A 25,314-nucleotide genomic window follows, 5' to 3' on the forward strand; every position below is an offset into this window, starting at 1 on the left:
AGCACCGTCCACCGCCGCCCGACCCCGAGGAGAGACCATGTCCGGCTCCACCCCCCGCCAGTGCCCCGTCGCCGTGGTCGGCGTCGGGGCACTGGTTCCGGGCGCCACGGACGCAGCCGGCTATTGGCGGGTCGTGACCGGCGGCCGCGACCTGATCACCGAGGTCCCCGCCTCCCGCTGGCGGGTGGAGGACCATTACGATCCGGACCCGGCCGCCCCGGACAAGACGTACGCCCGCCGGGGCGCCTTCCTTACCGAGGTGGACTTCGACCCGATGGCCTACGGGGTGCCTCCCGCCAATCTGCCGGCCACGGACACCTCCCAGCTGCTCGCCCTCATGGTCGCCGACCAGGTGCTGAGGGACGCCGGCGGGACGTCCGGGATCGACCGGGACCGGACCGGCGTTGTCCTCGGGGCGGCCGCCCTCGAACTGCTGCCGCACATGTACGGGCGTTCCCAGCGCCCCGCGTGGCTGGCGGGGCTGCGGGAGAGCGGGCTCGACGAGGCCGAGGCGCAGGCTGTGTGCGACCGCATCGCCGCCCGCTTCGAGCCGTGGCGCGAGTCGACCTTCCCGGGTCTGCTGGGCAACGTCGTCGCGGGACGGATCGCCAACCGGTTCGATCTGCACGGCGTCAACCACACCACCGACGCCGCCTGTGCCAGCTCGCTGGCCGCCCTGTCGACGGCGGTCGGAGAGCTGTCCCTCCGCCGGGCCGACCTGGTCATCAGCGGCGGCGTGGACACCGGCAACGACATCGGCATGTTTCTGTGCTTCTCCAAGACGCCCGCGCTCTCCCCCAGCGGCGACTGCCGCCCGTTCGCGGAGGCGGCGGACGGCACGATGCTCGGTGAGGCGGTAGTGATGTACGCCCTGAAGCGTTTGTCCGACGCAGAGCGCGACGGCGACCGGATCCACGCCGTGATCAGGGGCATCGGCACCTCGTCGGACGGCCGGAGCACAGCGATCTACGCCCCGCTGCCCGAGGGGCAGGAACGGGCCCTGCGACGCGCCTACGAGGAGGCCGGCTACCCGCCGGAGACCGTGGAGCTGGTCGAGGCGCACGGCACCGGCACGAAGGCCGGGGACACCGCGGAACTGGCCGCGCTCAACGCGGTGTTCGGCGCTTCGGGACGTCCTGACGGCCAGTGGTGCGCGATCGGCTCAGTGAAGTCGCAGATCGGGCACACCAAGTGCGCGGCGGGCGCGGCGGGGCTGCTCAAGGCAGTGATGGCCCTCCACCACAAGGTGCTCCCGCCCACAGTCAAGGTCGAACGGCCGAACCCCGCGGCCGCCGCCCCGCACGGCCCGTTCTACGTGAACACGGAGGCCCGGCCGTGGGTGCGGCCGACCGGTCATCCGCGCCGGGCGGCGGTGTCGAGTTTTGGCTTCGGCGGCAGCAACTTCCACGTCACACTGGAGGAATACACCCCGCCGACCGTGCCCGCCCCCTCATCGGGCACGCACGCAGACACCCCTGCGCGCCCCGCGCCGAAGACCACGGGCCGCCCTGCCCTGCGCCACCGCACGGCGTCGAGCGAGCTGGTCCTGTTCGCCGCCGCCTCGCCGTCCGCCCTGGAGGAACGACTGCCCAAGGACGGACGGCCGCTGACCGCGCTGGCGAGGGAGAGCCACGCCGCGTTCTCGCCCACCGCCCGGGTGCGGCTGGCCGTCGTCGCCACCGACACCGATGACCTGCGGGAAAAGTACGCGCAGGCGCTCGCGCACATCCGGCGGCGTCCCGAGGCGTCGTTCTCGGCCCCTTCCGGAATCCGGTACGCGTACGGGGAGTCCGCACCCGGCCGCATCGGCTTCCTGTTCCCCGGGCAGGGCTCCCAGTACGTCGGGATGGGGGCCGAGCTCGCGATGCTGGCACCGGCCGCGCTGGCCGTGTGGGACCGGCTGGGCTCCACCCGCTTCGACGGAAGGCCGCTGCACCGGGTCGTGTTCCCGCCGCCCGCCTTCACCGAGGAGGAGCGCGCCGCCCGAGCGGCCCTGCTGAACGCCACCGAGTGGGCTCAGCCGGCGCTGGCGGTGCACGCGCTCGCGCTGCTGGCGGTGGTGCGGGAACTGGGGCTGCGGCCGGACTGCGTGGCCGGCCACAGTTTCGGCGAACTGGTGGCACTGCACTGCGCGGGCGCCCTGGACGCGGAGTCGCTGGTCGGGCTGGCGCGTCGCCGCGGCGAGCTGATGCGGGAGGCGGCGGCCACCCCGGGCGCGATGCTGGCGGTGGCGGCGGACCGCGTACGCGTGGCGGAGGTCCTGGCCGACGGTGGCTTCGAGGACATCTGGCCGGCCAACCACAACTCGCCCCGTCAGACGGTGCTCTCGGGTTCGGCGGCGGCGGTCGAAAGGGCGAGGAGCGCCTTCTCGGCCGCAGGGATCGCCTCCCGCGGGCTGTCCGCGTCGACCGCCTTCCACAGCCCGCTGGTCGCCCCGGCTGTCGAGCCGCTCGCCGCCCACCTGCGCACGGTGACGTTCTCGGAACCCCGGATCGAGGTCTACGGCAACACGGACGCGGCGCCCTACCCCTCCAGCCCCGACGCGGTGCGCCGCCGGGTCGCCGGTCATCTCGCCTCGCCGGTCCTCTTCCAGGACCAGATCGAGGCGATGTACGCGGCGGGGGTGCGGACCTTCGTGGAGGTCGGCGCGGGCACCACGCTCACGGGCCTGGTCGGGCAGATCCTCGGCGACCGTGAGCACGCGGCCGTGCCCCTTGACCGGCCGGCCGGGACGGGCACCGAGACCTTCCACGCCGCGCTCGGTGAACTCGCCGTACGGGGCGTTCCCCTCGACCTCATCCCCCTCTGGACCCCCTACGCATCGCCCGGAACACCAGCGAAGGAGCGCGAGCCCCGAATGACCGTGAAGATCAGTGGAGCCAACTACGGTCAGCTCCCGCCCTCCGGAACCCCGCACGTCGAACCGACGCACGCCCCGGAATACGGGCCGCGCCCCGACGCCGTACCGCCTGTCGCCCCGCCCGCACCGGCGGTCGCTCTGCCCTCGCAGCCCCCCGGCGACGCGCCACTGCCACCGGTATACGTCCCGGCTGCCACGTCCTCGCAGCAGGAGTTCGGGCCGTCGCACCCTGCGGAGGCGCCGGCTTACGCCCGCCCGGTCATCGGCGACGATCGGCAGCTCGCCGTCGAGAGCATCCACCGGCAGACGGCCGAGACCCACCTCGCCTGTCAACGTCTGCTGACGGACAGCCATATGGCCTTCCTGAGGATGACCGAGACGACCCTGGCCGCGCTGCTCGGTGCGCCGGTCCCGAGCGCGGTCCCGGACATGACAGCACCCGCTCCGCTGCCGCTTCCCCGCTCCGCCGGCCCGCTCGACGTACCGGCCGCCGTGGCGCCCCCGGTGGCGGCGCCGGCTCCCGCGGCGGTCGTCGGGGCCGCGACGCCGTATCCCGTGCCGGAGGCGAGCGCTCCTCCGGCGAGCGACGCGGTGCGCCCCTCGGCATCGGAGCCGGCACCGCCGACCGAAGCACCGGCACGGGACGCGTCGGCCTCGGACCGATCGGCGTCGGAACGTACTCCCTCGGAGCTGTCGTCCTCCGAGCTGGAGGAGCTGCTCCTGTCGGTGGTGGCCGACCTCACCGGCTACCCGACCGCCATGCTGCACATGGACATGGATCTGGAGGCGGACCTGGGCGTCGACTCCATCAAGCGTGTCGAGATTCTGTCGGCCGTGCGCCGCCGGGTGGGCGACGTTGCGGTCGGGGACCCCGGACGGCTCGGCAAGCTCCGTACCCTGCGCGAGATCACCGCGGCACTCGCCTCCGGCGCCCCGGCCGCCGGGCCAGCGCCGGAGCCGGACGTCCCTGCCGTGCCCGCCCCCCGCGCGTTCGAGCCCTCCCCGGCGGAGGCTCGCGAGGACGACCCGTTCTCCACGACCGTCGATGTCCCGGCCGTTCGGGGCGCCGGATCCGGGCGGTCCGCCGATGACGCGGGGGCGGACGCGTGGACGCCCTTGACCCGGCTGGTGCCGCGCATGGTCGAGTCCCCGGCGTCCGGGCTGGTCACAGCGGGGCTGCTGGACGGGCCGGTCGTGGTGAGCGGCGAGGACGTGGCGGGGTGCCCGGTCGTCGGCCTCGTGGCCCGGAAGCTGGCGGAGCGCGGTGTGGACGCCACCGCCGTGGCGGAGGTGCCCGAAGGGGCGCGCGGCGTCATCCACCTCGGCGGTCTCTCCGCGAACGGCACACCGGACGAGGCCCGGGAGGTCCACCGCTCGGCGCTCCGCGCGGCGCGCGCGCTGGCACCGCGGGCGGCCGGGGGCGGCGGCCTGTTCGTCACCGTCCATGACAGCGGCGGCGACTTCGGGCTCGGCGGACACGCGCCCGGCCGTGCCTGGCTGGGCGGGACGGCCGGACTGGCGAGGACCGCCGCCAAGGAGTGGCCGGACATCCAGGTGAGGGTCCTCGACTGCGAGCGGGGCGGGCGGGATGACGAAGAGGTCGCCGACGCGATCGTGTGCGAACTGCTCGAAGGCGGAGCCGACACGGAGGTCGGCCTTCGCGCGGACGGCACCCGCGCCCTGCTGCGGATGGTGCCCGGCCCGCTCACACCCGGCGGCGCCCCGCGCATCGGCGCGAAATCCGTGATCGTGGCCACCGGCGGCGCCCGCGGGGTGACCGCCGCCGCGCTGCTCGACCTGGCCAGGACCCACCGGCCACGAATCGTCCTGCTCGGACGGACGGAGGCCACCGCCGAGCCCGCCGGCCTGGAATCGGCCACCGACGAACGGGCCCTCACCCGACTGCTCGCGGAGCGGGCCCGGGATGCGGAGGGGTCCTCGCCCGCCGGCATCGCGGAGGAGGCCCGGAGGATTCTCGCCGCCCGCGAAGTACGGGCGACGCTGGCCGGGCTGGAGGCCGCCGGTTCGCCCGCCCGGTACGTCAGGGTGGATGTCCGCGACGCCGACGCCCTCACCGCGGCGCTGCGCGAGGTTCGCGCGACGTGGGGGCCGGTGACCGGCATCGTGCACGGGGCGGGCGTGCTGGCCGACAAGCGGATCGCGGACAAGACCGACGAGCAGGCCGAGCTGGTCATGGCCACGAAGGTGGACGGCCTGCGGGCGCTGCTGACGGCGACGGCTGACGATCCCCTGGACACGATTCTGCTGTTCTCCTCGGTGGCCGCCGTGTTCGGCAACGCGGGCCAGAGCGACTACGCCATGGCCAACGAGGTCCTCCAGCAGGTCGCGTCGGCCGAGCAGGCTCGCCGCCCCGACTGCCTGGTGCGCTGCGTGGCCTGGGGCCCCTGGCGGGGCGGCATGGTCACCCCGGCCCTGGCCGCGCACTTCGGCCGGTCCGGGGTGCCGCTCATCCCTCCGGCCCAGGGGGCCGCGGCCTGCACCGCCGAACTGGACGGTGCGGCCGGCGAGGCCCGTGTCGTGCTGACGGCGGGCGACGGGCCGGCCGCCGCGGACGAGCGGTTGCGTGCACAGGTGCTGGTCAGCTCGGACACCCTGCCGCAGCTGGCCGACCACGCGCCCGCCGGTGTCCCGGTGCTGCCCGTGGCGCTGGTCCTGAACTGGTTCGCGGGCGCCGCGGCGGCCTGGCTGCCGGCCGAGGGGCAGCTCGTCCTGCGTGATCTGCGGGTGTACCGGAAGTACGACCTGCCGGAGCTGGAAGGCGTGGGCCACCGGCTCACCGTGCTCGGCAGCCGGGGCGCGCCCGGCTCCCCGGCCGGGGTGGAGGCAGAGCTGCGGGGCGAGGAGGGCCCGGCGCATTTCCGTGCCGTCGTGGACACCGGCGACGGTGCGCCCGACCGGTCCTCCTGGGACACGCCGGCGGACTTGAAGCCGCTCGACCTGGCCGACCCGTACGACGGGGGCGTCCTCTTCCACGGCCCCCGGTTCCACGCCCTGCGCGAAGTGCGCGGTGTGTCGGAGCAGGGGGCGGAGGCGACGGTCGCGGGCCTGCGGTCCCTGGGCTGGCCGGGCGGGCACGGTCCGCTGGATCCTGCCGCCGTGGACGGAGCGCTCCAACTCGCGCTGCTCTGGGGCGAGAAGGTGCTCCGGACTGCGACCCTGCCGATGGCCGTCGCGGAGTGCAGGGTGTACCGGCGGGGCCCGGTGGACGACGCCGTGCGCTGTGTGGTGCGGGGACGGAAGGCCCACGACACCGGGGCACGCTGCGACGCTGCGCTGATCGGCCCCGGCGGGTCCGTCCTGCTGGAGCTGACCGGCGTCGAACTCGTCAGCCGCCCCTCCTGACCGGGCACTTTCCCTCCTGTCCGAACCCGCCCTCTCCACCCCGCCGTGAAGTGAGACCCGCATGCGTTTCGAACCGATCGCCATCGTCGGCCGGGGCTGTGTCCTGCCCGGCGCATTGGACCCGGACGGGTTCTGGGAGAACGTCGCCGCCGGGCGTACGAGTCTGACGGCGGCCCCGGAAGGCCGGTGGCGGCTGCCGCGTCATCGGGTCATGGGCACGGTGGACGACCATCTCGACCGCACCTGGACCGACATCGGGGGGTACGTCGAGGGATTCGAATCCGTCTTCGACCCGGAAGGCTTTCTCCTTTCCCCGGAGCGGATCGCGACGCTGGACCCGCTCTTCCACTGGGTGCTCTACGGGGTACGGCAGGCGCTCACGGAGGCGGGCCGCACCACACCGCTGCGGCGCGGCGGGCTGATCCTGGGCAACCTGTCGTACCCCACCCCCACCGGGGCGGCCTTCGCCGAGCACGTCTGGCTGTCGGCGCAGCGCCCGGAGCTCCGCGAAGCGCTGCTGCCGGGTGGACGCCGCCCCCGCCCCGATGCCCGCAACCGCTTCTCCTCCGGCCTCCCGGCCATGCTCGCGGCCCGCGCGCTCGGGCTCGGGGCCGGGGCGTGGTCCCTCGACGCGGCCTGCGCCTCCTCGCTGTACGCGATCAAGCTGGCGTGCGACCGCCTGCACGACGGCACGGCCGACCTGATGGTGGCCGGTGCGGTCAGCCGGCCCGACCCTCTCTACCTGCACGTGGGGTTCTGCGGGCTGTCCGCGACGAGCCGTACGGGGCGCAGCCGCCCCTTCGACCGGGACGCCGACGGGCTGGTGCACGGCGAGGGCGCCGGGTTCGTCGCCCTGACGCGGCTCTCCGACGCCCGCGCGGCGGGGCTCCCCGTGTTCGGCGTGATCCGCGGGGTGGGGCTGTCCAACGACGGGCGGGGGTCCGGTCTGATCAGCCCGTCCGAGGAGGGCCAGGTGCGGGCGATGCGCCTGGCGTACGAGGCGGCGGGCGTCGCTCCCGAGTCGGTGTCGCTCGTCGAGTGCCATGCGACGGGAACCCCGGTCGGCGACGCGGTTGAGGCGCGGGGCATGGCCCGGGTCTTCGGGGCCGCCGACGACGTGCCGATCGGTTCGGCGAAGTCGAACATCGGGCATCTGCTGGCCTCGGCGGGCGTGGCGGGGCTGCTGAAGGTGCTGGGTGCGATGCGCTCCGGGGTGCGCCCGGCGACGCTCGGCGCGCGTCGGCCGCTGGACGCCCTGTCGGGTACGCCGTTGCGCGTGCTGGACACGGCGGAGCAGTGGGCGGGACCCCGCAGGGCGGCGGTCAGCGCGTTCGGGTTCGGCGGGACCAACGCCCACCTGCTCCTGGACGACCCGGACGACGCTCCCCCGCCCTCCGTGCCCCGGCCGGCGTACGGACCGCGGCCCAGCGCGCGCCGGGCCGCACCGGCGGACCGGGCACCGCAGGACCCGGTGCCGGAACCCGACGCGCCGGGCACCTCGGCCGCGGCAGCCGACAGCGGTGCGCCGGGCGACCGTACGCCCGGGGCATGCGCGGTATCCGTGGCGATCGTCGCCATCGGGGCGCGGGTCGGGGAGGGAACGTCGGTCGAGGACCTCCGCCAGGCGGTGCTGGGCGGTGAACGGCGCGGCCCGGTCGCGGAGATCGCCGTGCAGCTGGCGGGCCTGTGCTTCCCCCCGCTGGCCCTGGAGCGGACCGTACGCCATCAACTCCTGGTGCTGGAGGCCGCCCGGGAGGCCGCCCGGACGGTGAAGCTGCCCCGGGAACGGACCATGGTGGTCATCGGTACCGGCGTGGACCCGGAGGTGGCCCGGGCGGGCGCGCGCTGGCGGATTCCCCACTGGCTGGAGGAGTCGGGTGTGCCCGTCACCGCGGCGTCGGCGGACCTCGCCCGGGACGCCTTCACCCCGCCCATGACGGCTGAGGGGGTGGTGGGCAGCATGCCGAACCTGGCGGCGAACCGCATCAGCACCCAACTGGACCTGGCGGGACCGAGTTTCACGGTATCCGCCGAGGAGGCGTCCGGGCTGGTGGCGCTGGAGGCCGCGGCACGCGCCCTGCGGTCGGGGGAGGTCGACGCCGCGCTCGTCGGCGCCACCGACCTGTCCTGCGAAGCGGTCCACCGGGCCGCCGTGCAGGAGTCCACTCCCGGCGTGGAGCCCGGTGACGCGGCGGTCGTCCTGGTCCTCAAGCCGCTGGACGCCGCCCGCCGGGACGGGGACACCGTCGTCGCCGTGCTGGACGAGGAAGCCGGCGACGAACCCGACATGGTCATCGGGGACGGCCCGGACGCCGGATTCGATCCGGCGTCCGCCTTCGGGCGCGCCCATGCGGCATCCGGGCTGGTGTCCGTCGCCGTCGCGGCGCTCTCGCTCCAGCACCGCGCGGTCCCCCGCCCCGACGCGCCCGCCGACACGGCGGCCGTCACGCACACCGCGCGGGCCGTCGCCGTACCGGCGGAGGGGCCGGCCATGAGCGTCCGGCTGCGCGCCGGGGACCCCCGGCCGTGGCTGCCGGGGCCCGCCCCGCGCCTGCGCGTCTTCTCCGGGGCGGACCGCGCTCAGGTGCTGGCCGCGCTGGAGGCCGGGACCGAGTCCTCTGCGGGTCCGGCCCGGCTGGCTCTCGTGGCGGACGGCGGCACCGCCTGGGCGGAGCGCCGCGAAGCGGCCCGTCGCTGGCTGGCGGAGGGCGGGGCCCGCCCGGCGGATGTCCTGTACCGGGACGCGCCGGTCGGCGGCGAGACCGCCTTCGTGTACACCAACGGCTCGGCCGCGTACCCCGGGATGGGCCACGCGCTGACGCTGGCGTGCCCGTCGCTGGGCGAGAGCGTCCGTGCCGGGCACCGGGCGATCGGGACGCGGCTGCGCTCCGGGAGGGGGCCTGGCGTACTCGACCAGATCTGGTCCGTCGCCGAACTGGCTGTCTTCCACACCGTGTTCAGCCGTGAGGTGCTGGGCCTGCGGCCGGACGCCGCGATCGGCTACTCCTCGGGCGAGTCGACGGCGCTGGTCGCGCTGGGCGCGTGGCCGGACGCCTCGGGGCTGTACGAGGCGACGCGGGAGAGTGGGCTGTTCACCACGGAGCTCACGGGTGAGCTGCGGGCGGTGCGGCGCTATTGGCGGCAGCGTGGCATCGGCGGTGACCGCTGGTCGAGCTATCTGGTCGCCGCGCCGCTGGAGGCCGTCCGCGCGGAGCTCGCCGGGGAGCGGGCGGTCCATCTGATGGCGGTGAACGCGCCGGGGGTCTGCGTCGTCGGCGGCGAGTCCGGGGCGTGCGCGGCCGTGGTCACCCGGCTGGGCGTGGACCGGGCGATCGAGCTGGACTACGACATGGCCGCCCACTCCCCGGAGTTGGCGGAGGTCCGCGAGGTGTGGCGCGAGGCCCACCGCCGCCCCACGGTCGAGGTGCCGGGGGTCCGGTTCTACAGCGGGGCCACCGGCCGGGCGTACCGTCCGACGACCGAGCGGGCCGCCGAGGCGCTCACCGCTCAGGGACTGGGCACGATCGACTTCGCGGCGACGATCGAGCGGGCGTGGGCGGACGGTGTCCGCGTCTTCGTGGAGCACGGGCCCCGGAAGCTGTGCACCGGCTGGATCAAGCGGGTCCTCGGGGACCGGGAGTTTGTGGCCGTGGCGCTCGACACCCCGGACGACGCCGGGCTGCGCAATCTGTGCCTGGCCGTCGGTGAACTCGTGGTGGCCGGGGTGCCGGTGCGGGCCGACGCGTTGACCGCACGGCTCGCCGAGGCTGCTACTGGTCTCCCGACCCCGGGGCCCACCGTCACCGTTGCCGTACCCCCCACGCCCTGCGTGCCGCCCCTGGAGCCCGTCGTGACCGTCCTGCCCCGGGCCCCCGAGCTGGCGCCGGTGCCGGCGGAGCGGCCCGCTCCCGGGGAACGGCCCGGTGCCCCGGTTGCCGCGGTATCCGCCGCCGCGGTGGGGCCGGTGTCCCGGCTGTCCGACCCGGCGTCCCCGGCGTTGGGGTCGTCGGCGGTCGCGGGCACGATCGCCCGGCAGAGCCGGCGGGCCGCCCTGGTGCACGAGGAGATCATGGCCGCGCACGCGGAGGCCCACCGGCGGTTCCTGCACGTGTCCGCGCTGGCCGTCACGGCGCTGACGGCGGGCGGCCGGGCGGACGCCGGACGCGTGGCTGTTTCCCCACCCCAGGGTGGCGTTGCCTCCGTACCGCCGTCCGCCGCCCTCCCCGTACGACCGCCGGGCGCCCCGCCCGTCCCCGTGCGGCCGCCGGGCCCGGTATCGGCCCCGCGCCCCGGCACGGCTCCGGCTCCGGGCCCTGTCCCGGGGGCGAAGCCGGTGTTCGATCGGGCCCAGTTGGAGCACCTCGCCTCCGGGGAGATCTCCACGCTGTTCGGTCCGCGCTTCGCCGAGCAGGACCGGTACGCGGTGCAGACCCGGATGCCCGGACCGCCCATGCTCTTCGCCGACCGGGTCACCGCCATCGACGCGGTGCCCGCGGCGCTCGTCCTGCCGGGGCCGGTCCGCACGGACGGGCGGATCTGGACGGAGACCGACGTCCTGACCGAAAGCTGGTATCTGGACGCGACGGGACGCATGCCGGCCGGCGTGCTGATCGAGGCGGGACAGGCCGATCTGCTGCTGCTCAGCTGGCTGGGGGCGGACCTGCTCAACCGGGGCGAGCGCGTCTACCGCCTGCTCGGCTGCGAGGTGACGTTCCATGGCGGCCCGCCCCGCCCCGGCGACACCCTGCGCTTCGAGATCCATGTGGACGGCCACGCGGAGGCGGGCGGGGTCCGGCTGGCCTTCTTCCACTATGACTGCTACGTGGACGGTGAGTTGCGGCTCAGCGTCCGCGAGGGCCAAGCCGGGTTCTTCACCCCCGCCGAGCTCGCCACCGGTGGCGGGGTGCGCTGGGACCCGGTCGAGCACGCTCCCGGCGACGACCTTCCGTTCGACCCTCCGGCCGTACGCTGCGAGCGGTCCCGCTTCGGTACGGACCGGGTGCGGGCCCTGGCGCAGGGGTCGCCCGCGGAGTGCTTCGGGCGGGGCTGGGAGGCGACAGCAGCCCATGTGCGGACACCCATGCTCGACGGGGAGCGGCTGCGCCTGCTGGACGAGGTCACCGTGTTCGACCCCGACGGCGGACCGTGGGGCCGAGGGTATCTGCGCGCCGAGACGGCGGTGTCCCCGGACGACTGGTTCTTCACCGGCCACTTCAAGAACGACCCCTGCATGCCGGGCACCCTGATGCTCCAGGCCGGTCTCCAGGCCATGGCCTTCCATCTGACGGCCTCGGGCCACACCGTCGACCGGGACGGCTGGCGTTTCGAGCCGGTCGATACCCAGCCGTCCCGGACCATGTGCCGGGGCCAGGTGACCCCGGAGTCCCGGAGGATCGTCTACGAGGTGTTCGTCCGGGGCATCTCGGCCGGGCCGGTGCCGACGCTCCACGCCGATGTCCTCGGGTCGGTGGACGGCAGGAAGGCGTTCCTGGGGCGCGGCATGGCACTGCGGCTGGTGCCCGACTGGCCGTTGTCGCAGTGGCGGGGCTCGGGCCCGCCCGCCGTGCAGGAGGACGGAGCGCCGGTGCCGCCCCCACGGCTCGGCGGGCTGTCCGGGCACCGGGAGGAAAAGGCGGTGGCCGTCGCGGCCGATGGGTTCCGCTTCGACTACGCGTCATTGCTGGCGTGCGCCTGGGGCAGGCCCAGCGAGGCGTTCGGCACCATGTACGAACCCTTCGACGGCACCCGCAAGGTCGCCAGGCTCCCCGGGCCGCCCTACCACTTCATGAGCCGGATCGTCTCGGTGGACGGCGTCCAGGGCGGCATGCGAGAGGGCAGCGTCGTCGTCGCCGAGTACGACGTACCGGAACGGGCGTGGTACTTCGAGCAGAACCCGTCCCGGTGCATGCCGCTCGCGGTCCTCATGGAGGTCGCGCTGCAGCCCTGCGGGTGGCTGGCTTCGTACGCCGGCAGCGCGACGACCAGCGAGCAGGACCTGCTGTTCCGCAACCTGGACGGAGTGAAGACGGTCACCGGCGAAGTCACCTCCGGGACGCGCACGATCCGCACCCGGGCCGAACTGACCCGTGTCTCGCGCAGCGGAGACATGATCATCGAGTCGTTCCGGGTAGTGTGCACGGCCGACGACGCGCCCCTCACCGAACTCACCACGGTCTTCGGCTACTTCCCCCGGTCGGCGTTCGACGACCAGCAAGGGCTGCCGGTCCCGGCCGAGGAACGCGCCCGTCTCGACGAGCCCTGCGACCGAGTGGTCGACCTGACCGCTAGGCCCGCCCGCTACTGCGCCGGGGAGCTGCGCCTGCCGGGCCGCATGCTGCTGATGCTGGACCGGGTCACCGGCTCCTGGCCGGAGTGCGGAAGCGCGGGGCTCGGCCGACTGCGGTCGGAGAAGGACGTGCGCCCGGACGCCTGGTTCTTCCGGGCCCACTTCTTCCAAGACCCGGTGCAGCCCGGCTCGCTGGGGGTAGAGGCCATGTGCCAGTTGCTCCAGTACCACCTGATCGAAGGCGGCGCGGCGGACGGGATCGTCCACCCCCGGTTCGATCCGGTGCTGCCCGGCCGGGAGACGGTGTGGACGTACCGGGGCCAGATCACCCCCGCCAACCGGCTGATCCGGGTGGACATGGACATCGTGGAGACCGGTACGGACGCACGCGGGCCCTATGCCGTGGCGGACGCGACGCTGTGGGGCGACGACACGTGCATCTACCGGGTACGGGGGCTGGGGATGCGGGTGGTGTCGGACCCTCCGCCCGTGCGGTGATCTGCTCGGTCCTCCATCCCGAGGTTCGGCCGCCAGGCTCGAACGACCGCCGTGCTGGCCCTCGCCGCCGGGCAGGCTGCCTTCCCCTGTCCCGGCGGTGATGCGTTCTGTCCGGGGCTGGTCGACTGGCGCCTCGCCGCGATGCAGGCTGCCGGCGCCGAGGCCGTCGCGAGCGACACCAGCATCCGCGCTCTGCGCGGGGCCCTGCGCTGTGCGGGCGTTCACCGTGGACGTGAAAACTCTGTACGGGCCGGGCTGGTGGAGTGCCTTCGGCAAACGCAGGGGCCGCGGGAAGAACGCCAAAGCCGTGCCACCGGTCCACGATGACCTGGTGCGGCGGAACTTCACCGCAGCCGGGCCCGACCGGCTGCGGCTCACGGACATCACCGAGCACGCGACCGGCGAGGGCAAGCTGTATCTGTACGCCGTCAAGGACGTGTACTCCGGCCGTATCGTGGGCTATTCCATCGACACCCGGATGAAGTCCCGCCTCGCGGTGGCCGCGCTGGAGTCGGCCGTCGCCCGCCGCAGTCCCGCTGCGGGATGCATCGTGCACTCCGACCGCGGATCGCAACTCCGGTCCCGCAAGGTCGCCGCCGTCCTCACCCGACACGGCCTGGTCGGCTCAATGGGCCGGGACGGGGCCGCCGGCGACAACGCCGCCATGGAGAGCTTCTTCGCACTGCTGCAGAAGAACGTCCTCGACCGCCGCGTCTGGGCCACCCGCCAGGAATTGCGGATCGCGATCGTCACCTGGATCGAGCGGACCTACCACCGGCGCCGACGGCAACGACGCCTGGGCCGATTGACCCCCGTCGAGTACGAGACCATCATGACCCCACCCGCAGCCCTGGCTGCATAAACCGCCGCTGTCACCCGATCATGCAGCAGTCCCGATCTGCACGCTCCTGGCAAGATTCCCCTGACGTTGGGGTGTGCGACGGAGACATGACCACCGTGGCCCGGCTCTGGAAGGCCTCAACACCGGCACTCCACTGCCGGCCGGCCCTGACGCAGGGTGCCGGGGACGCCCCAGAGAACGTGTCCTCCGACCGCCTCGCCACGATCGATCCGGCTCTACCGGGCGCAGGTCGCCGTCGACCGGATCCGTTGACCCGATGCTGGGTGCCATGACAGCCGACATTGGCCCGTGCGCATACTGGCCGGCCGCCCCGGTCGAGTCGCAGGTACGCATCGGCGACCGGCGGATGTCGTCCCAGTGCCGAACGAACACTCCGGTACACCGCTGGCCGCAGCCCGACGCCTGCCTCAGGCAGGCGGCTCACGCGCTACGACAATCACCGTCGACCAGGGCGGTCGCTGCGTCTACTCCTACGGCAGCAACCAGTGCGCGAAGGACGCGATCGTCGCCTCCCTGGCCACGTGCGAGCGGCCCGTGAGCGACCGCACCTGTGCGGCGCGGGCCCGCTGATCACGCCCCTCCCCCCCCCGGCGGCGCACCGCACGCGCCGCCGGTGCCGGTCCAGCCCCGACGGTCCGGCCTCGCCGGCGGTCAGGGCACCGGCCGGAGCCCAACCGAGCGCGCGTTCGCATGGCTGCACCAGTTCAAGCGCCTGCGCATCCGCTACGAGCGCCGGACAGACCTTCACCGGGGTCTCCTCGAACTCGCCTGCTCGATCATCTGCCTGCGGCGGCTCTTGCGATCATTCTGAGACGGTCAGTAAGGGCTCGCACGGAATCAACATGCTGGTTTGATCTTGGTGGGGCTGCTGTTGGCGAGGAACGCGGTGACGTCAGTGGGTGAGGCGTACCAAGCCGCAGCCGCCGAAGGCGATGCCGAGCTCGCCGCCGCCGACCAGGCCGGTCTGTACCAGCAGAGCGGCGACGTCGATGCCGCCCGCACAGCCTACGAACGCGCCATCGCAACTGGTCACCCTCAGTACTCGCCCGCCGCCTCTTTCGAGGTGGCCGTCATGCTGGACCGGCTCGGTCAGGAGCAAGAGGCAAGAAGCGTCTACCGTCGGATCTTGGCGAGCGGTCATCCGGTAAAGGGGGGCACGGCTGCCATCGACCTCGGCAATAGTCTCGCGGCCTCCGGAGGTTGCGCCGGGGCTGAGGAGGGATTCCAGCACGCGGCGAACGGCGCCTGGCAGGATGCCGCTGACCTCGCGACAGAAGCCAGGGAGCGGCTTCGCTCCATGCCTCGGTCCGATCAAGCCGAACACTTCCCGGGCCAGATGAGTCCGCGCTCACGCGGCATTGAATGACCAGAAGAGGGCCGCCCCGAGCCTTGAGACACTTACAGGCTGAGACTGCTTGACAGATGGCATAACCGCATCAGACATCCACGAGCACCAGGCGAGCCGGTCCGCGCCGGCCCGGTTGAGGTCGTGATCCGCTGCGCACACGACACGCAGCGCTGCCGTGCGGGCCGGGGCAGGTGAGGCGGCAAGGCTACGGGCGAGACGCACGCGTGCGGACGCGCTGTTCCGTACGGAACGGCCTCCGCACTGCCTGCACTGGTTCGGACGGGTCAGCGGGCGGGCCCACCGGTCATACGGCGGAGGCGGACCGGCAGGGTCCGGTGGCCATTGCCGATCGCGGTCGGGAGGGTCCGCAACTCGCGAGCAGGAACAGCCAGTTCGATGTCCGGGAAGCGGGTGAAGAGCATGCGGAGCGCCGTGGCCACCTCCATCCGGGCCAGCGGGGCGCCCAGGCAGAAGTGGACGCCGTGACCGAACGCCAGGTGGTCCTTGTTCAGGCGGGTGATGTCGAAGCGGTCGGCGGTGGGGCCGTGCCAGTCGGGGTGGCGGTTGGCGGCTGCGTAGGAGGCGAGGATCGCCTCGCCGCGGGGAATCGTCCGGCCGTCGGGCAGAGCGATGTCCGTGAGGGCGTAGCGCAGCGGGAGGTGCTTGAGGGCGGGTTCGTGGCGCAGCGTCTCCTCCACGACGTCGTCCCAGGTCGCCCGGCCCGCGCGGAGGTGGCTGAGTTGTTCGGGTTCGGTGAGCAGAGCGGTGACCGCCTGGTCGATGACGTTCACCGTGGTCTCGTAACCGGCGCTGATCATCAGCAGGAGCGTGTCGCGCAGCTCGCCGTCGGTGAAACCGCCGCCGTCGCCCTCGTCGTCGCGGGCGGCGATAAGAAGGGAGGTCATGTCGTCTGCGGGTTCGGCGCGCTTGGTGGCGATCAGGTCGTCGAGGGCCTTATAGAGGGACGCCGTGTTCTCGGCGGCCTGCGCGGCGGTGGCCGTGGTGTCGAAGACGCCGTCCACCACGTTGCGGAAGCCTTGGAGTTGACTGTCGGGGATGCCCATGAGGCGGCCCAGGACCGCGATGGGCAACGGGTACGCGAAGTGTTCGCGCAGGTCAACGCTCTCCCCGGCAGGCCGCGCTTCGAGGTCGTCGAGGAGCGTCGTGACGATTGTCTCCACGGTCGGGCGCAGGTCCTGGACGCGGCGGGCGCTGAGGGCCGGCGCGACCATCCGGCGCAGCCTGCGGTGGTCGCCGCCGTACGCCGTGAACATGCTCTCGACAGCGATCCACAGGGCCAGCGGCCACGTGGACACGGTGTCGGCGTAGGCGGGCCAGTGGGCGCGGCCGTCCTTGGAGACCTGCGTGCTGGTGAGCAGTTGCTTGAGGAGGGCGGGGTCCGTCACCGACCAGACGGTCAGACCCAGTAGGTCCACACGGGTGGCCGGGCCACGGTCGCGTAACGCCTGGTTCTCGGCGTGGTGGTCGGAGGCTGCGGGATCCAGGACGAGGGGCGTCGACGACTGTTCGGGCATGGAGGCTCCAAGGCGGACGGCAGGGATGGCGGCAGCAGCTCGAATCGTCCGAGCGGTGAGCCGACGGCCCGGGTGTCGGTGTGGGTGACGGTCGGTGTCGGTCACGTACAACTGACCGTGCCGCCGACCGGCTTGTGACACCCGACCGGATCCGCTCTCAGCGTCACACCCGCTTCAGCAGGTCGAAGGACACGTCGCCACGCATCACTTCGAACGGGTCCTCCAGCTGGGCGACGACCGTCGCTACGAGGTGCTGTCCGCGAGCGTGGACGGGCGGTCAGTGCGTACGGACTCGGATCTGACCGTCACCCCCGGGCACGGTCCGGAGGCGCTGGCCGAGGCGGACACCGTCGTCACCCCCCCGTTCGCGATCTCTCCGGCCTCGGCTGCCCCGGACCCTTCGGCCCTCGCCGCCCTGTCCCGTGTCCGTCCCGGCGCCCGACTGGTGTCCATCTGCACAGGCGCCTTCCTTCTGGCGGCCGCCGGTCTCCTGGACGGGCGCCGGGCCACCACCCAATGGGCGCTCACCGACTACTTCCAGGAGCTGTTTCCCCGCGTCGAGTTCGACCCCGGGGTGCTCTTCGTGGACCACGGTGACGTGCTGACCTCCGCGGGGGCGACGAGCGGTGTCGACGTCTGCCTGCACCTGGTGCGCCAGGACCACGGCAGTGAGGTGGCCAACCAGGTCGCCCGGACCTGTGTCATGCCACCGTACCGGGACGGCGGACAGGCACAGTACATCGAGCGGCCACTACCGCCTACAAGCGGAACCGGAACCGGGCCGACCCGCGACTGGGCGCTACACCGGCTGGACCTGCCTCTGTCGCTGGACGAGATGGCCGCGCACGCGGCTATGAGCGCCCGTACCTTCTCACGGCGCTTCCGGGAGGAGACTGGCGTGAGCCCCGGCAGCTGGCTGACCCAGCAACGGTTGCGGCGGGCGCGGCACCTGCTGGAGTCCAGCGACCTGCCGGTGGAACGCGTCGCCCACGAGGTCGGCTTCGCCACCGCCACCTCGCTGCGGCGGCACCTGGCAGCGGAGGCGGGCGTCGCCCCGTCGGCATACCGGCGCACTTTCCGCACCTCGAGCCCGGCCGGAACAACGCCACGGAAGCCAGGATCCGAGGGCTGAGAAGCTCAGACCCAACGCAACCCGACCTCACGGGCACCAGGCCGTCCCATGCGACGACGTCATTTCTCGGGTTCTGGCCGACGCTGTGCCTCGTCGATCAACCACTTCTGGAGGGATCGGTGGCGGAACTGGTACGTGCGCCCGGTGACGCGCAGCAGTCCGGCCCGGTGCGCCCACGCCAGAAACCGGGCGGGCCGCAGCGGCAGCATTTGCCGGGCGGCGCCGACCGTCGCGGACACCGCGTACCGCAGACGCCCTGACCGGCCACGTCCGGTCCTTCGCCCAGATGCTCACCGAGCGCCAGGGCCAACGGCTCCCTGAATGACTCGAGGCCGTCCACCAGGACGACCTGCCCAGTCTCCATACCCTCGCCGCGGGCATCGAGCGCGACCGCGACGCCGTGATCGCCGGCCTCACCCTGCCCCGGAGCTCAGGCGTGGGCGAAGGACACGTCAACCGGATGAAGATGCTCAAGCGCCAGATGTTCGGCCGCGCGGGCTTCGACCTTCCGCGAAAACGACTCCTACTCGCTGAGTGACTCCTCAGCCTCCGCGCGAAGATCGTGGATCGGAAACGCCGCGGGTGAGCGACTTCCCTTGCATGCTTCGCCGTGTAGTTCTTCGGGCCGCAGCGCCCAGGCGATGGCCTCGCCCGGACCGCAGAATGAAGGATCGAGGTGGAACGTGGTCCGCGTTCCGAACGGTTTCGGCGCTATGAACTCTTCCCTGGGACCATTCGGGTCCATCCCGACCAGCGCCTGCCGATAGCCGTGGCCATCCAGCCACACTTCGATGACCGTGCGGACGCTGAGTGCGGCAGCTGCGGAGGGGGCCCAACGCTGCATGTCGAACACGTCGAGCAGGGAACCGAAGAATTCCGGCAGAAGCCTCTCCCGTTCATCGACGCCGGGGCGCTGATCGCTCTCCACGGTAAAGCTGACATCAGATCCGATCTCGATACTGATCTGTCCATGCCTGCCGTCGCGACGGTGCAGCGCGTCCCAGGCCACCGCCCGCAGGACCTCGGTGGGAAGCTCGGGACTGCCCTGGTCGACGAGAAAATACCTCGCTGGGCGTCGCCGCACGTGCTCCACGAAATCGACTACCCGAAGCTGCTCGACGGTGAACCTCCCCACTCGCCCTCCCCCTCTCTGCACTTTTCAGCCAGCCACAGCCGATCACGGCACCCACCAACAGCAAGCACCACGCTCCCCGATCGTCAGTAACCGTGACGGGTTGTCACCAATCACGGAAGCCGCCCTGAGGCGCCGTCCGGGCGGGAACGACCGAGCCGGCGCCCGCGGCCGGGTGCCTGCGGGCAGGCCACGCGCCAACGCGAGCTCTGCCGGGTGTCCTTGACAGCGTCGGTTGCAGCCAATAGCAGTTCAAGGACGGTCGCGGGCCGGGTGGACCGGCCTCATGATGTTTACTGCCCAGCATCAGTCAAAGACGGGGCTGGTGGCAAGCCGAGCGTGGACGCGGACGAACCGTCCCAGCCGCTGGAGCGGCCGGTTATCGGGCTGGTGCGTCACCAGCAGCACTCGGTCCTCCAGCGACAGCTTCCACGGTCGTCCCCGACCGGACGCGTCGGCGCCCTCGCGTCGCAGCTGCGCCACCAGCTGCCGAAAGCCGCCGGGCTCAGCCCAGTGAACGGAACCATCCAGGACGGAACCGACGTCGTCATCACACCACTCACGTAGTGATCATTCCACTGAGACTACGCATGACCGCTGTCGTCTCTGACTCGAAAGTCCCATTCCCTACAGGGAATTGTCGGTCTCCACCGCGCCCCGCAGGATCTGGTCCGAATGGACCTGCCCGCGCAAGGAGACGAAGATGATCGAAATCGACCCGCAGCAGTTGGCCGACCGCTACATGGCTCAATGGAATGTGCCCGATGCGGTAGAGCGCCGCGCGGCCATCGAGCAACTCTGGGCCGAGGACGGCACCCATATCCTTCACCCGCCTGCGGAGATACGGGAGACCGCCGCGGAGCTCGGCTTCGACCACCCGACTCTGGAGGCACAGGGATACGACGCCATCGAGACCCGAGTGGCGCGAAGCTACGAGCGGTTCGTCGAGAAACAGGGATTCGCGTTCCGGGCGCGCCCCGGGGCGATACGTCTCAACGGCGTGGTCAGGATCGGTTGGGAGGCGGTGTCCACCGCAACCGGCGACGTGGTGGGCGGTGGTTCGGACATCGTCGTACTTGACGACAACGGCCGCATCAAGACCGATTACATGTTCCCGGGCTCCTGAGCGGCGGCAGCAAAACCCATTGCCCCGGCGGCTGCTGAGAGAGCCTCGGCCGTCGTCGGGTCGGTCGGCAGGAACGCCTCCAGCTTCAGCTCGGTAAGCGTCACGTCGACAGCGGTCGCGAAGGTCGTCACAGTCGTCATCAGGCGGAGCTCACCGTACGAGGACCGCAGGCGGAGTGGCACCGCGAAACCGAGTTGCCCGGCGGACGGCTCCAGCTCGGGAACGTACCCGGTGAGCTCGGCGCGCAACTCCTCCAGATGGCCAAGGCGCACCAGGATGTGGCGCGCCCACTCGGCGAGGTTGAGGATGCGGGGAGCCAGTCCGTCGGGATGCAGCGCCAGGCGGTAAATATTCGTGCCGGGACCCACCAGCTCGTCAGCCGCGCCCTCGGTGATCAGGTCGAATGCGGCGTTCGCGGCGATCAGGTCACCGCCTCGGTCCACAACCAGCGCCGGATACGGCAGATGCCCGCGGAGGATGTGGTCGATCGCCGTGCGCACGGGGGCCAGCACCGGATCGTCCAGTGAACTTTCCGGGTAGGCGGGCGCATACCCGGCGGCCAGCAGCAGTTCGTTGCGCTCCCGCAGCGGCAGCTCCAGCGACTCGGCCAGGCGCACGACCATGTTCCGGCCCGGGACAGACCTGCCGGATTCAATGAAGCTGAGGTGGCGCTGGGTGGTGCCCGCTCGCAGCGCCAGATCGAGCTGGCTGACATGACGGCGGGTACGACGTTCACGAAGCGCACGAGGGAAGTCCACGGGCCTGTTGTATCGGCGGCGCAGGGTCCCAGGCCATTCCCCGCAGGGAATTGTCGCCACTTGCACAGGTCCTGAACATTGCCGACATGGACATCGGTGTACTGCTTCCGACCGGAATTGCGATGCGGTGGTGTCACCGCCCGGCCGCTGGTCTGCACGCCCAGACCCTGGTAGTCGGCATCGGCGAGAATCTGCACCGCGGGCCCGTCAGCCAAGAGCTTGACCAGACCTAACTGGTGGGCGTGGGTGATGTCCGGCTCGTCAAGAAGGCATCGCAGGCATGAGCGTCACCAGCCTCAAGGCGATGGGTGGTTCTTGCTGTCGGCCAGGGGACTCACGTGCCACTTGAAAGCGGCGCCGACGCGCGGTCGGAGACGGATGTCAGTGGCTGTTCCTGCTGATGAGGCCATGGCAAGGTGCGGCGCTGTGTAGCCGGTCATGGTGCGGATCAGCGCACGCTGTCGTGGCGGGCGGCGACCTCCAGCAGTCCCTGGATGGGCAGGTGTGCCTCTGCTGGATGGCGGAGGGTGCCGTCCGAGTGGAGGGTGTAGCGGGTGCGCCTGCCCTCCCGCTCGCCACTGAGGTAGCAGCCTGTTCGAGGTCTGTGACGATGCTCAGGGCTTGGTCAGCTGCTGCCGCAGCCCGCTCTCACCGGTCAGCCGCCGCCCGTCGGAACGGGCCCGGTCGACCAGCATCGAGATCAACTGTTCGTCCGACACCCTCTCCACGGCCGACTCGACTACCGGCTCCTCCACCGTCTCGTGCTCGCTGATGGTCTCGATCACTTCAGGCGTCTCCTTGATCACCGGATCCGCCGTCTATTGGACACTCCCTACTTCGCTTGCAGGCCGGGGAGCGGGTCGCAGTCGTTGGAGTCGGTCGTTTGCACTCTGCGGTGGGGACCGCGCCGGGCGACGACATGCACGAGTCCTCGTCGGGCGTGCACACGGCCAGGGGGCGGGATCAGCCGCTTCACCTCCCCCCAGCGGACGCTCTCGCCCGCGGTCTTCCGGCTCCCATCCTTCACCGGCCCGGTGGTCAGGAAACGACCGAGAGCGCACGGGGTCACAGGGCGGACCGGTGGCCAGGGCCTGTAGCGCTATGCGGGCGCGCCGCCGGGGAACTCAGGACGCGCCGGGCGCATACACCGACGTGAACGTCCAGTCGCCGGAGCCGACCCAGTGGACGGCCTCGCCCTACCCGGAGCGCCGGAGCCTCGCTCCGGCGGGCGCCGTGGCACGTCCAGGGTGGGGATGCCGGTCAGGTCACGCAGGTGCGCCACCGCGCGTTCCCGGTAGCCCGGGCGGGCCAGGACGCTGACACGGCCGAGGCACGCTCGCCGGCGAGCTGCTCGCTCATCCGCTCAAAACCTTCTCGGCGACGGCGAGTTCGTCCCCCTTGGCCCGTATCTCCGCCAACTGCTCGGCCAACTGTTCTTCGAGCTCGTCCAGTTCGGTGCACCGTGCAGTGATCCGTTCCAGCAGCTCAGGATCCAGCATGCAACGGATCGTAGAGGCCGTGCGGCCGGCGCGAGCAGGAACCGGCGAACCGACCGTGCTGACGGGCGATCTACTCCGCGGACAGTCCCCCACGACCGGCATGAGCACCCCGTACACCGGTCACACCAGCCCATTGAGCTGCGACTTCAAGTTGGCGGAGGCTCGGTCTGGCGCAGGTCAAGGTAGCAGCGCAGCCTCACCCCCGGTTGGCCCGCATCCCGCGTCGTACGTTCTACCGCCGAGGTCGGTCGCCCAACGAGCGGCCGACACCGTGTGGAACGCGAACGCGAACGCGTCACCGGCCGCGGCGACATCGACCACAACCAAACCGGGCTCCGACCCGTACACTTCGTTGACCGCATTCCTGCCCCGCATCACGCGCTGTCACGGTGGGCGGGCTCTACCACGACCCCGTATTCGCCCGAGCGGGTGCGTCCCGTGAACACAACGTTGTGACCAGGCGCGTAAACGTCTGCTATGCCCAAAGGGCATCGACCCCAGGGCGGCGTCACCCTGGCGGTGCTTCATCCGGGCTGGTCCGACTGGAAGTTCTGAACGCCACACCTGGCCCGAGACGTCCGACAACGGCGGCGCACCAAAGCACAACGTTGTGATCCGACGTGTAGATCGTCTGCTAGGTTCAAAGGGCATCGACCCAGGTCGGCGTGGATATCTGATCCGCCGACGGTCGATGAGACCCCCACCTCTGCCCAGAATTGGGAAGTTGATGACAAGAGAGACGACCTCCCGTCGGAAACATGCTCTCCGACGGCGCCCAGTGGTGCTCGGCGCGGCGGCCGTGGCCGTGGCCGGAGCCATCGCCATTCCAGTGGTGGCCCAGGCCACACAGGGCAATCCGGCCGACGACCCCGCCCTCCAGAAGGACTTCGCCGCCGCCGCGGCCGAGTACGACGTCCCCCAGCAGGTGCTGCTCGCGGTGGCCTACGAGCAGTCGGCCTGGGACACCCACAAGGGGCGGCACAGCGCCTCGGGCGGCTACGGCCCCATGCATCTGACCGATGTCACCCCCGAGATGATCGCCGGCGGCTCGGCGGGCATGGCCGGCCGCGCCGAGGCCGCGCACCTCGCCAAGGGTGCGGCGAAGCACACCCTCCAGCGGGCCGCGAAGCTCTCCGGACTGTCAGCCGACAAGGTGCGCACCGATCCCTCGTCCAACATCCGGGCGGGCGCCGCGCTCCTGGCCTCGTACCAGAAAGAGCTGAACGGCAAGACCTCCGAGAACCCGGACGACTGGTACGGCGCCGTCGCCCGGTACAGCCAGGCCACGGTGCGCCAGGGCGCCTCGGCGTTCGCGGACCGAGTCTTCGAGACCATGAAGAAGGGTGCCGCCCGCAAGACGGACGCGGGCGAGACCGTGCGGCTCAGCGCCGACAAGCAGGTCGACCCGGCCACCTCCCAGGTGACCTCACTCAAGCTGCCCAGCGCCCCGGCGTCCACGGACCCCGAGTGCCCGCCTACCGTGGACTGCACCTTCGTCCCGGCGGCCCCGGGCAACGGGCAGGCCTCGAACCGGCCGGCGAACGGGGTCCGGATCGACCAGATCGTGATCCACGACACCGAGTCGTCCTACGAGTCGGCGATCGCCACGTTCCAGGACCCGACCAGCTCCACGTCGGCGCACTACGTGGTGCGGTCCTCCGACGGCGCGGTGACCCAGATGGTGCCCACCAAGAACCTGGGCTTCCACGCGGGCAACTACTCCACCAACCTGCACTCGATCGGCATCGAGCACGAGGGCTACGCCGCGCGCGGCGCGACCTGGTACACCGAGTCGCAGTACCGCGCCACCGCGGAGCTGGTGAAGTACCTGTCCAAGCGGTTCGACATCCCGGTGGACCGGCAGCACATCGTCGGGCACGACAACGTCCTGGCCCCGGCCGACCGGTTCACCAACGACCAGCACTGGGACCCGGGACCCTCCTGGGACTGGGAGCGCTTCATGTCCCTGGTCGGGGCACCGCTGCGGGGACGGCACGGCGTCGGTCCGGTGGGTTCGGCCGTGACCATCGCGCCGGGCTTCACCGACAACGAGCAGACCATGGAGCTGTGCCCGCAGGACGACGGCAGCGGCACCACCGAGGAGTGCTCGACGGTGAACCGGCCGGCGAACTTCGTGCCCCTGCGCACCGAACCGCGCGCCGACGCACCGCTGTTCGGCGAACAGTCGATCCACCCCAACGAGCCCGGTACCGACCGGATCAGCGACTGGGGAGCCGCCGCCCAGGCCGGCCAGCAGTTCGTCGTCGCCGACAAGAAGCGCGACTGGACCGCGATCTGGTACAGCGGCAGCAAGGTGTGGTTCCACAACCCGCGCGGCAGCGTCACCATCCCCGCCCACGGCGTCACCGTCGTCCGGCCGGCCGGCACCGAGGCTTTGAAGGTCTTCGGGACCAGCTACCCGGACGCTAACGAGTACCCCGAGGGCCTCTCGCCCTCGACGCAGGCCCCGCTGAGCATGTACGGCGTGCCCGCCGGGCAGGCGTACGTGGCCACGGCGGCACCCGCGCTCACCGACGACTTCTTCCCCTCCAGCGGCAAGGTCGTCTTCGGCGCGAAGAAGATGTACACGATCCAGTACAGCCACAAGACCGCGCTGATACACGCGGACGAGGTCAACGCCAGGCGGCGGTAGTTCCCGCCCGGCCGTACGGATGCCGAGCGCTCGCGGCACCTGAACCGAGCACTCGCCACAGGCCCACCCGCGCCCCGCGCCCGCGTGGGGCGCGGGTGGGCTGTCCATTCCGGGCAGCGTGGTCAATCGGGTCACGGTCCGCTTCATCACGTGGGGCGCCATCATCGACGCGTGCGAAGAGCGGTTGCGCCTGGGTAGCTGGCAGCTGGACAGTCGTTCAGGACCGTTGCGTCCACGCGACGGCCCGGCGACCGGGGGGGTG

Annotated in this window: 13 protein-coding genes and 4 pseudogenes; 9 read left to right on the forward strand and 8 right to left on the reverse strand. The window is 71.9% G+C overall.

Annotated features, from left to right (window positions below; all coding sequences use genetic code 11):
* Positions 1 to 37 precede the first annotated feature (37 nt).
* From ACGH52_RS00750 to ACGH52_RS00775, 6 genes and pseudogenes are all read left to right on the forward strand, one after another.
* Positions 38 to 6,223 (forward strand): SDR family NAD(P)-dependent oxidoreductase, encoded by a 6,186-nt coding sequence (locus ACGH52_RS00750; protein ID WP_399936738.1) that lies wholly within the window; start codon positions 38 to 40, stop codon positions 6,221 to 6,223.
* 61 nt (positions 6,224 to 6,284) lie between these two features.
* Positions 6,285 to 13,007 (forward strand): beta-ketoacyl synthase N-terminal-like domain-containing protein, encoded by a 6,723-nt coding sequence (locus tag ACGH52_RS00755; protein ID WP_399936740.1) that lies wholly within the window; start codon positions 6,285 to 6,287, stop codon positions 13,005 to 13,007.
* Positions 13,008 to 13,266: 259 nt separating this feature from the next.
* Positions 13,267 to 13,869: pseudogene (locus ACGH52_RS00760) on the forward strand (IS3 family transposase); the annotation flags it as partial.
* Between the two features lie 357 nt (positions 13,870 to 14,226).
* Positions 14,227 to 14,439 (forward strand): alpha/beta hydrolase, encoded by a 213-nt coding sequence (locus ACGH52_RS00765; RefSeq protein ID WP_399936742.1) that lies wholly within the window; start codon positions 14,227 to 14,229, stop codon positions 14,437 to 14,439.
* 49 nt (positions 14,440 to 14,488) lie between these two features.
* A pseudogene (locus ACGH52_RS00770) lies at positions 14,489 to 14,680 on the forward strand (IS5/IS1182 family transposase); the annotation flags it as partial.
* A 48-nt stretch (positions 14,681 to 14,728) separates the two neighbouring features.
* The gene (locus ACGH52_RS00775; protein WP_399946589.1) at positions 14,729 to 15,235 is read left to right on the forward strand and encodes a tetratricopeptide repeat protein; all 507 of its coding nucleotides are present in this window, start codon (positions 14,729 to 14,731) and stop codon (positions 15,233 to 15,235) included.
* 266 nt (positions 15,236 to 15,501) lie between these two features.
* Here ACGH52_RS00775 and ACGH52_RS00780 read toward each other — a convergent pair whose 3' ends face one another.
* Complete coding sequence (locus tag ACGH52_RS00780; RefSeq protein WP_399936744.1) at positions 15,502 to 16,752, reverse strand: cytochrome P450; 1,251 nt, start codon at positions 16,750 to 16,752, stop codon at positions 15,502 to 15,504.
* A 187-nt stretch (positions 16,753 to 16,939) separates the two neighbouring features.
* Here ACGH52_RS00780 and ACGH52_RS00785 point away from each other — a divergent pair.
* Positions 16,940 to 17,884 (forward strand): annotated as a pseudogene (locus tag ACGH52_RS00785) (GlxA family transcriptional regulator); the annotation flags it as partial.
* 523 nt (positions 17,885 to 18,407) lie between these two features.
* Here ACGH52_RS00785 and ACGH52_RS00790 read toward each other — a convergent pair.
* On the reverse strand, positions 18,408 to 19,019 hold the full coding sequence (locus ACGH52_RS00790) for a hypothetical protein (RefSeq protein WP_399936746.1): 612 nt from the start codon (positions 19,017 to 19,019) through the stop codon (positions 18,408 to 18,410).
* Positions 19,020 to 19,412: 393 nt separating this feature from the next.
* Positions 19,413 to 19,579, reverse strand: a pseudogene (locus ACGH52_RS00795) (IS5/IS1182 family transposase); the annotation flags it as partial.
* A 140-nt stretch (positions 19,580 to 19,719) separates the two neighbouring features.
* Between ACGH52_RS00795 and ACGH52_RS00800 the strand changes: the two are divergent.
* Complete coding sequence (locus ACGH52_RS00800) at positions 19,720 to 20,142, forward strand: hypothetical protein (RefSeq protein WP_399936748.1); 423 nt, start codon at positions 19,720 to 19,722, stop codon at positions 20,140 to 20,142.
* On the opposite strand, the gene ACGH52_RS00805 is transcribed toward ACGH52_RS00800, so the two are convergent.
* The 5 genes from ACGH52_RS00805 to ACGH52_RS00825 form a co-directional block, all read right to left on the reverse strand.
* Positions 20,121 to 20,900: a helix-turn-helix domain-containing protein gene (locus ACGH52_RS00805; protein ID WP_399936750.1), complete on the reverse strand. Its 780-nt coding sequence runs from the start codon at positions 20,898 to 20,900 to the stop codon at positions 20,121 to 20,123. The genes ACGH52_RS00800 and ACGH52_RS00805 overlap by 22 nt on opposite strands.
* 614 nt (positions 20,901 to 21,514) lie before the next feature.
* Positions 21,515 to 21,685 (reverse strand): hypothetical protein, encoded by a 171-nt coding sequence (locus ACGH52_RS00810; protein WP_238696687.1) that lies wholly within the window; start codon positions 21,683 to 21,685, stop codon positions 21,515 to 21,517.
* Positions 21,686 to 22,255: 570 nt separating this feature from the next.
* A complete protein-coding gene (locus ACGH52_RS00815; RefSeq protein ID WP_399936753.1) occupies positions 22,256 to 22,399 on the reverse strand; it encodes a hypothetical protein in 144 nt (47 codons plus the stop codon).
* A gap of 146 nt (positions 22,400 to 22,545) precedes the next feature.
* Positions 22,546 to 22,599: a hypothetical protein gene (locus ACGH52_RS00820; RefSeq protein WP_399946592.1), complete on the reverse strand. Its 54-nt coding sequence runs from the start codon at positions 22,597 to 22,599 to the stop codon at positions 22,546 to 22,548.
* Complete coding sequence (locus ACGH52_RS00825) at positions 22,577 to 22,774, reverse strand: DUF6207 family protein (protein WP_399946595.1); 198 nt, start codon at positions 22,772 to 22,774, stop codon at positions 22,577 to 22,579. The genes ACGH52_RS00820 and ACGH52_RS00825 overlap by 23 nt, the downstream gene beginning before the upstream one ends.
* Positions 22,775 to 23,126: 352 nt before the next feature.
* Between ACGH52_RS00825 and ACGH52_RS00830 the strand changes: the two genes are divergently transcribed.
* Entirely contained in the window at positions 23,127 to 25,052 is a 1,926-nt protein-coding gene (locus tag ACGH52_RS00830; RefSeq protein WP_399936755.1) for an N-acetylmuramoyl-L-alanine amidase, read from the forward strand.
* Positions 25,053 to 25,314: the final 262 nt, after the last annotated feature.

This window comes from Streptomyces sp. BBFR25, assembly GCF_044590125.1.
GTDB lineage: Bacteria > Actinomycetota > Actinomycetes > Streptomycetales > Streptomycetaceae > Streptomyces > Streptomyces canus_D.

What these genes read in the sequence shown, in the direction of transcription:
- ACGH52_RS00750 (WP_399936738.1), top strand. Translation starts at nt 38, where the DNA reads ATGTCCGGCTCCACCCCCCGCCAGTGCCCCGTCGCCGTGGTCGGCGTC.
- ACGH52_RS00800 (WP_399936748.1), top strand. Translation starts at nt 19,720, where the DNA reads ATGATCGAAATCGACCCGCAGCAGTTGGCCGACCGCTACATGGCTCAA.
- ACGH52_RS00755 (WP_399936740.1), top strand. Translation starts at nt 6,285, where the DNA reads ATGCGTTTCGAACCGATCGCCATCGTCGGCCGGGGCTGTGTCCTGCCC.
- ACGH52_RS00780 (WP_399936744.1), bottom strand. Translation starts at nt 16,752, where the DNA reads ATGCCCGAACAGTCGTCGACGCCCCTCGTCCTGGATCCCGCAGCCTCC.
- ACGH52_RS00830 (WP_399936755.1), top strand. Translation starts at nt 23,127, where the DNA reads ATGACAAGAGAGACGACCTCCCGTCGGAAACATGCTCTCCGACGGCGC.
- ACGH52_RS00825 (WP_399946595.1), bottom strand. Translation starts at nt 22,774, where the DNA reads ATGCGGGGCAGGAATGCGGTCAACGAAGTGTACGGGTCGGAGCCCGGT.
- ACGH52_RS00815 (WP_399936753.1), bottom strand. Translation starts at nt 22,399, where the DNA reads ATGCTGGATCCTGAGCTGCTGGAACGGATCACTGCACGGTGCACCGAA.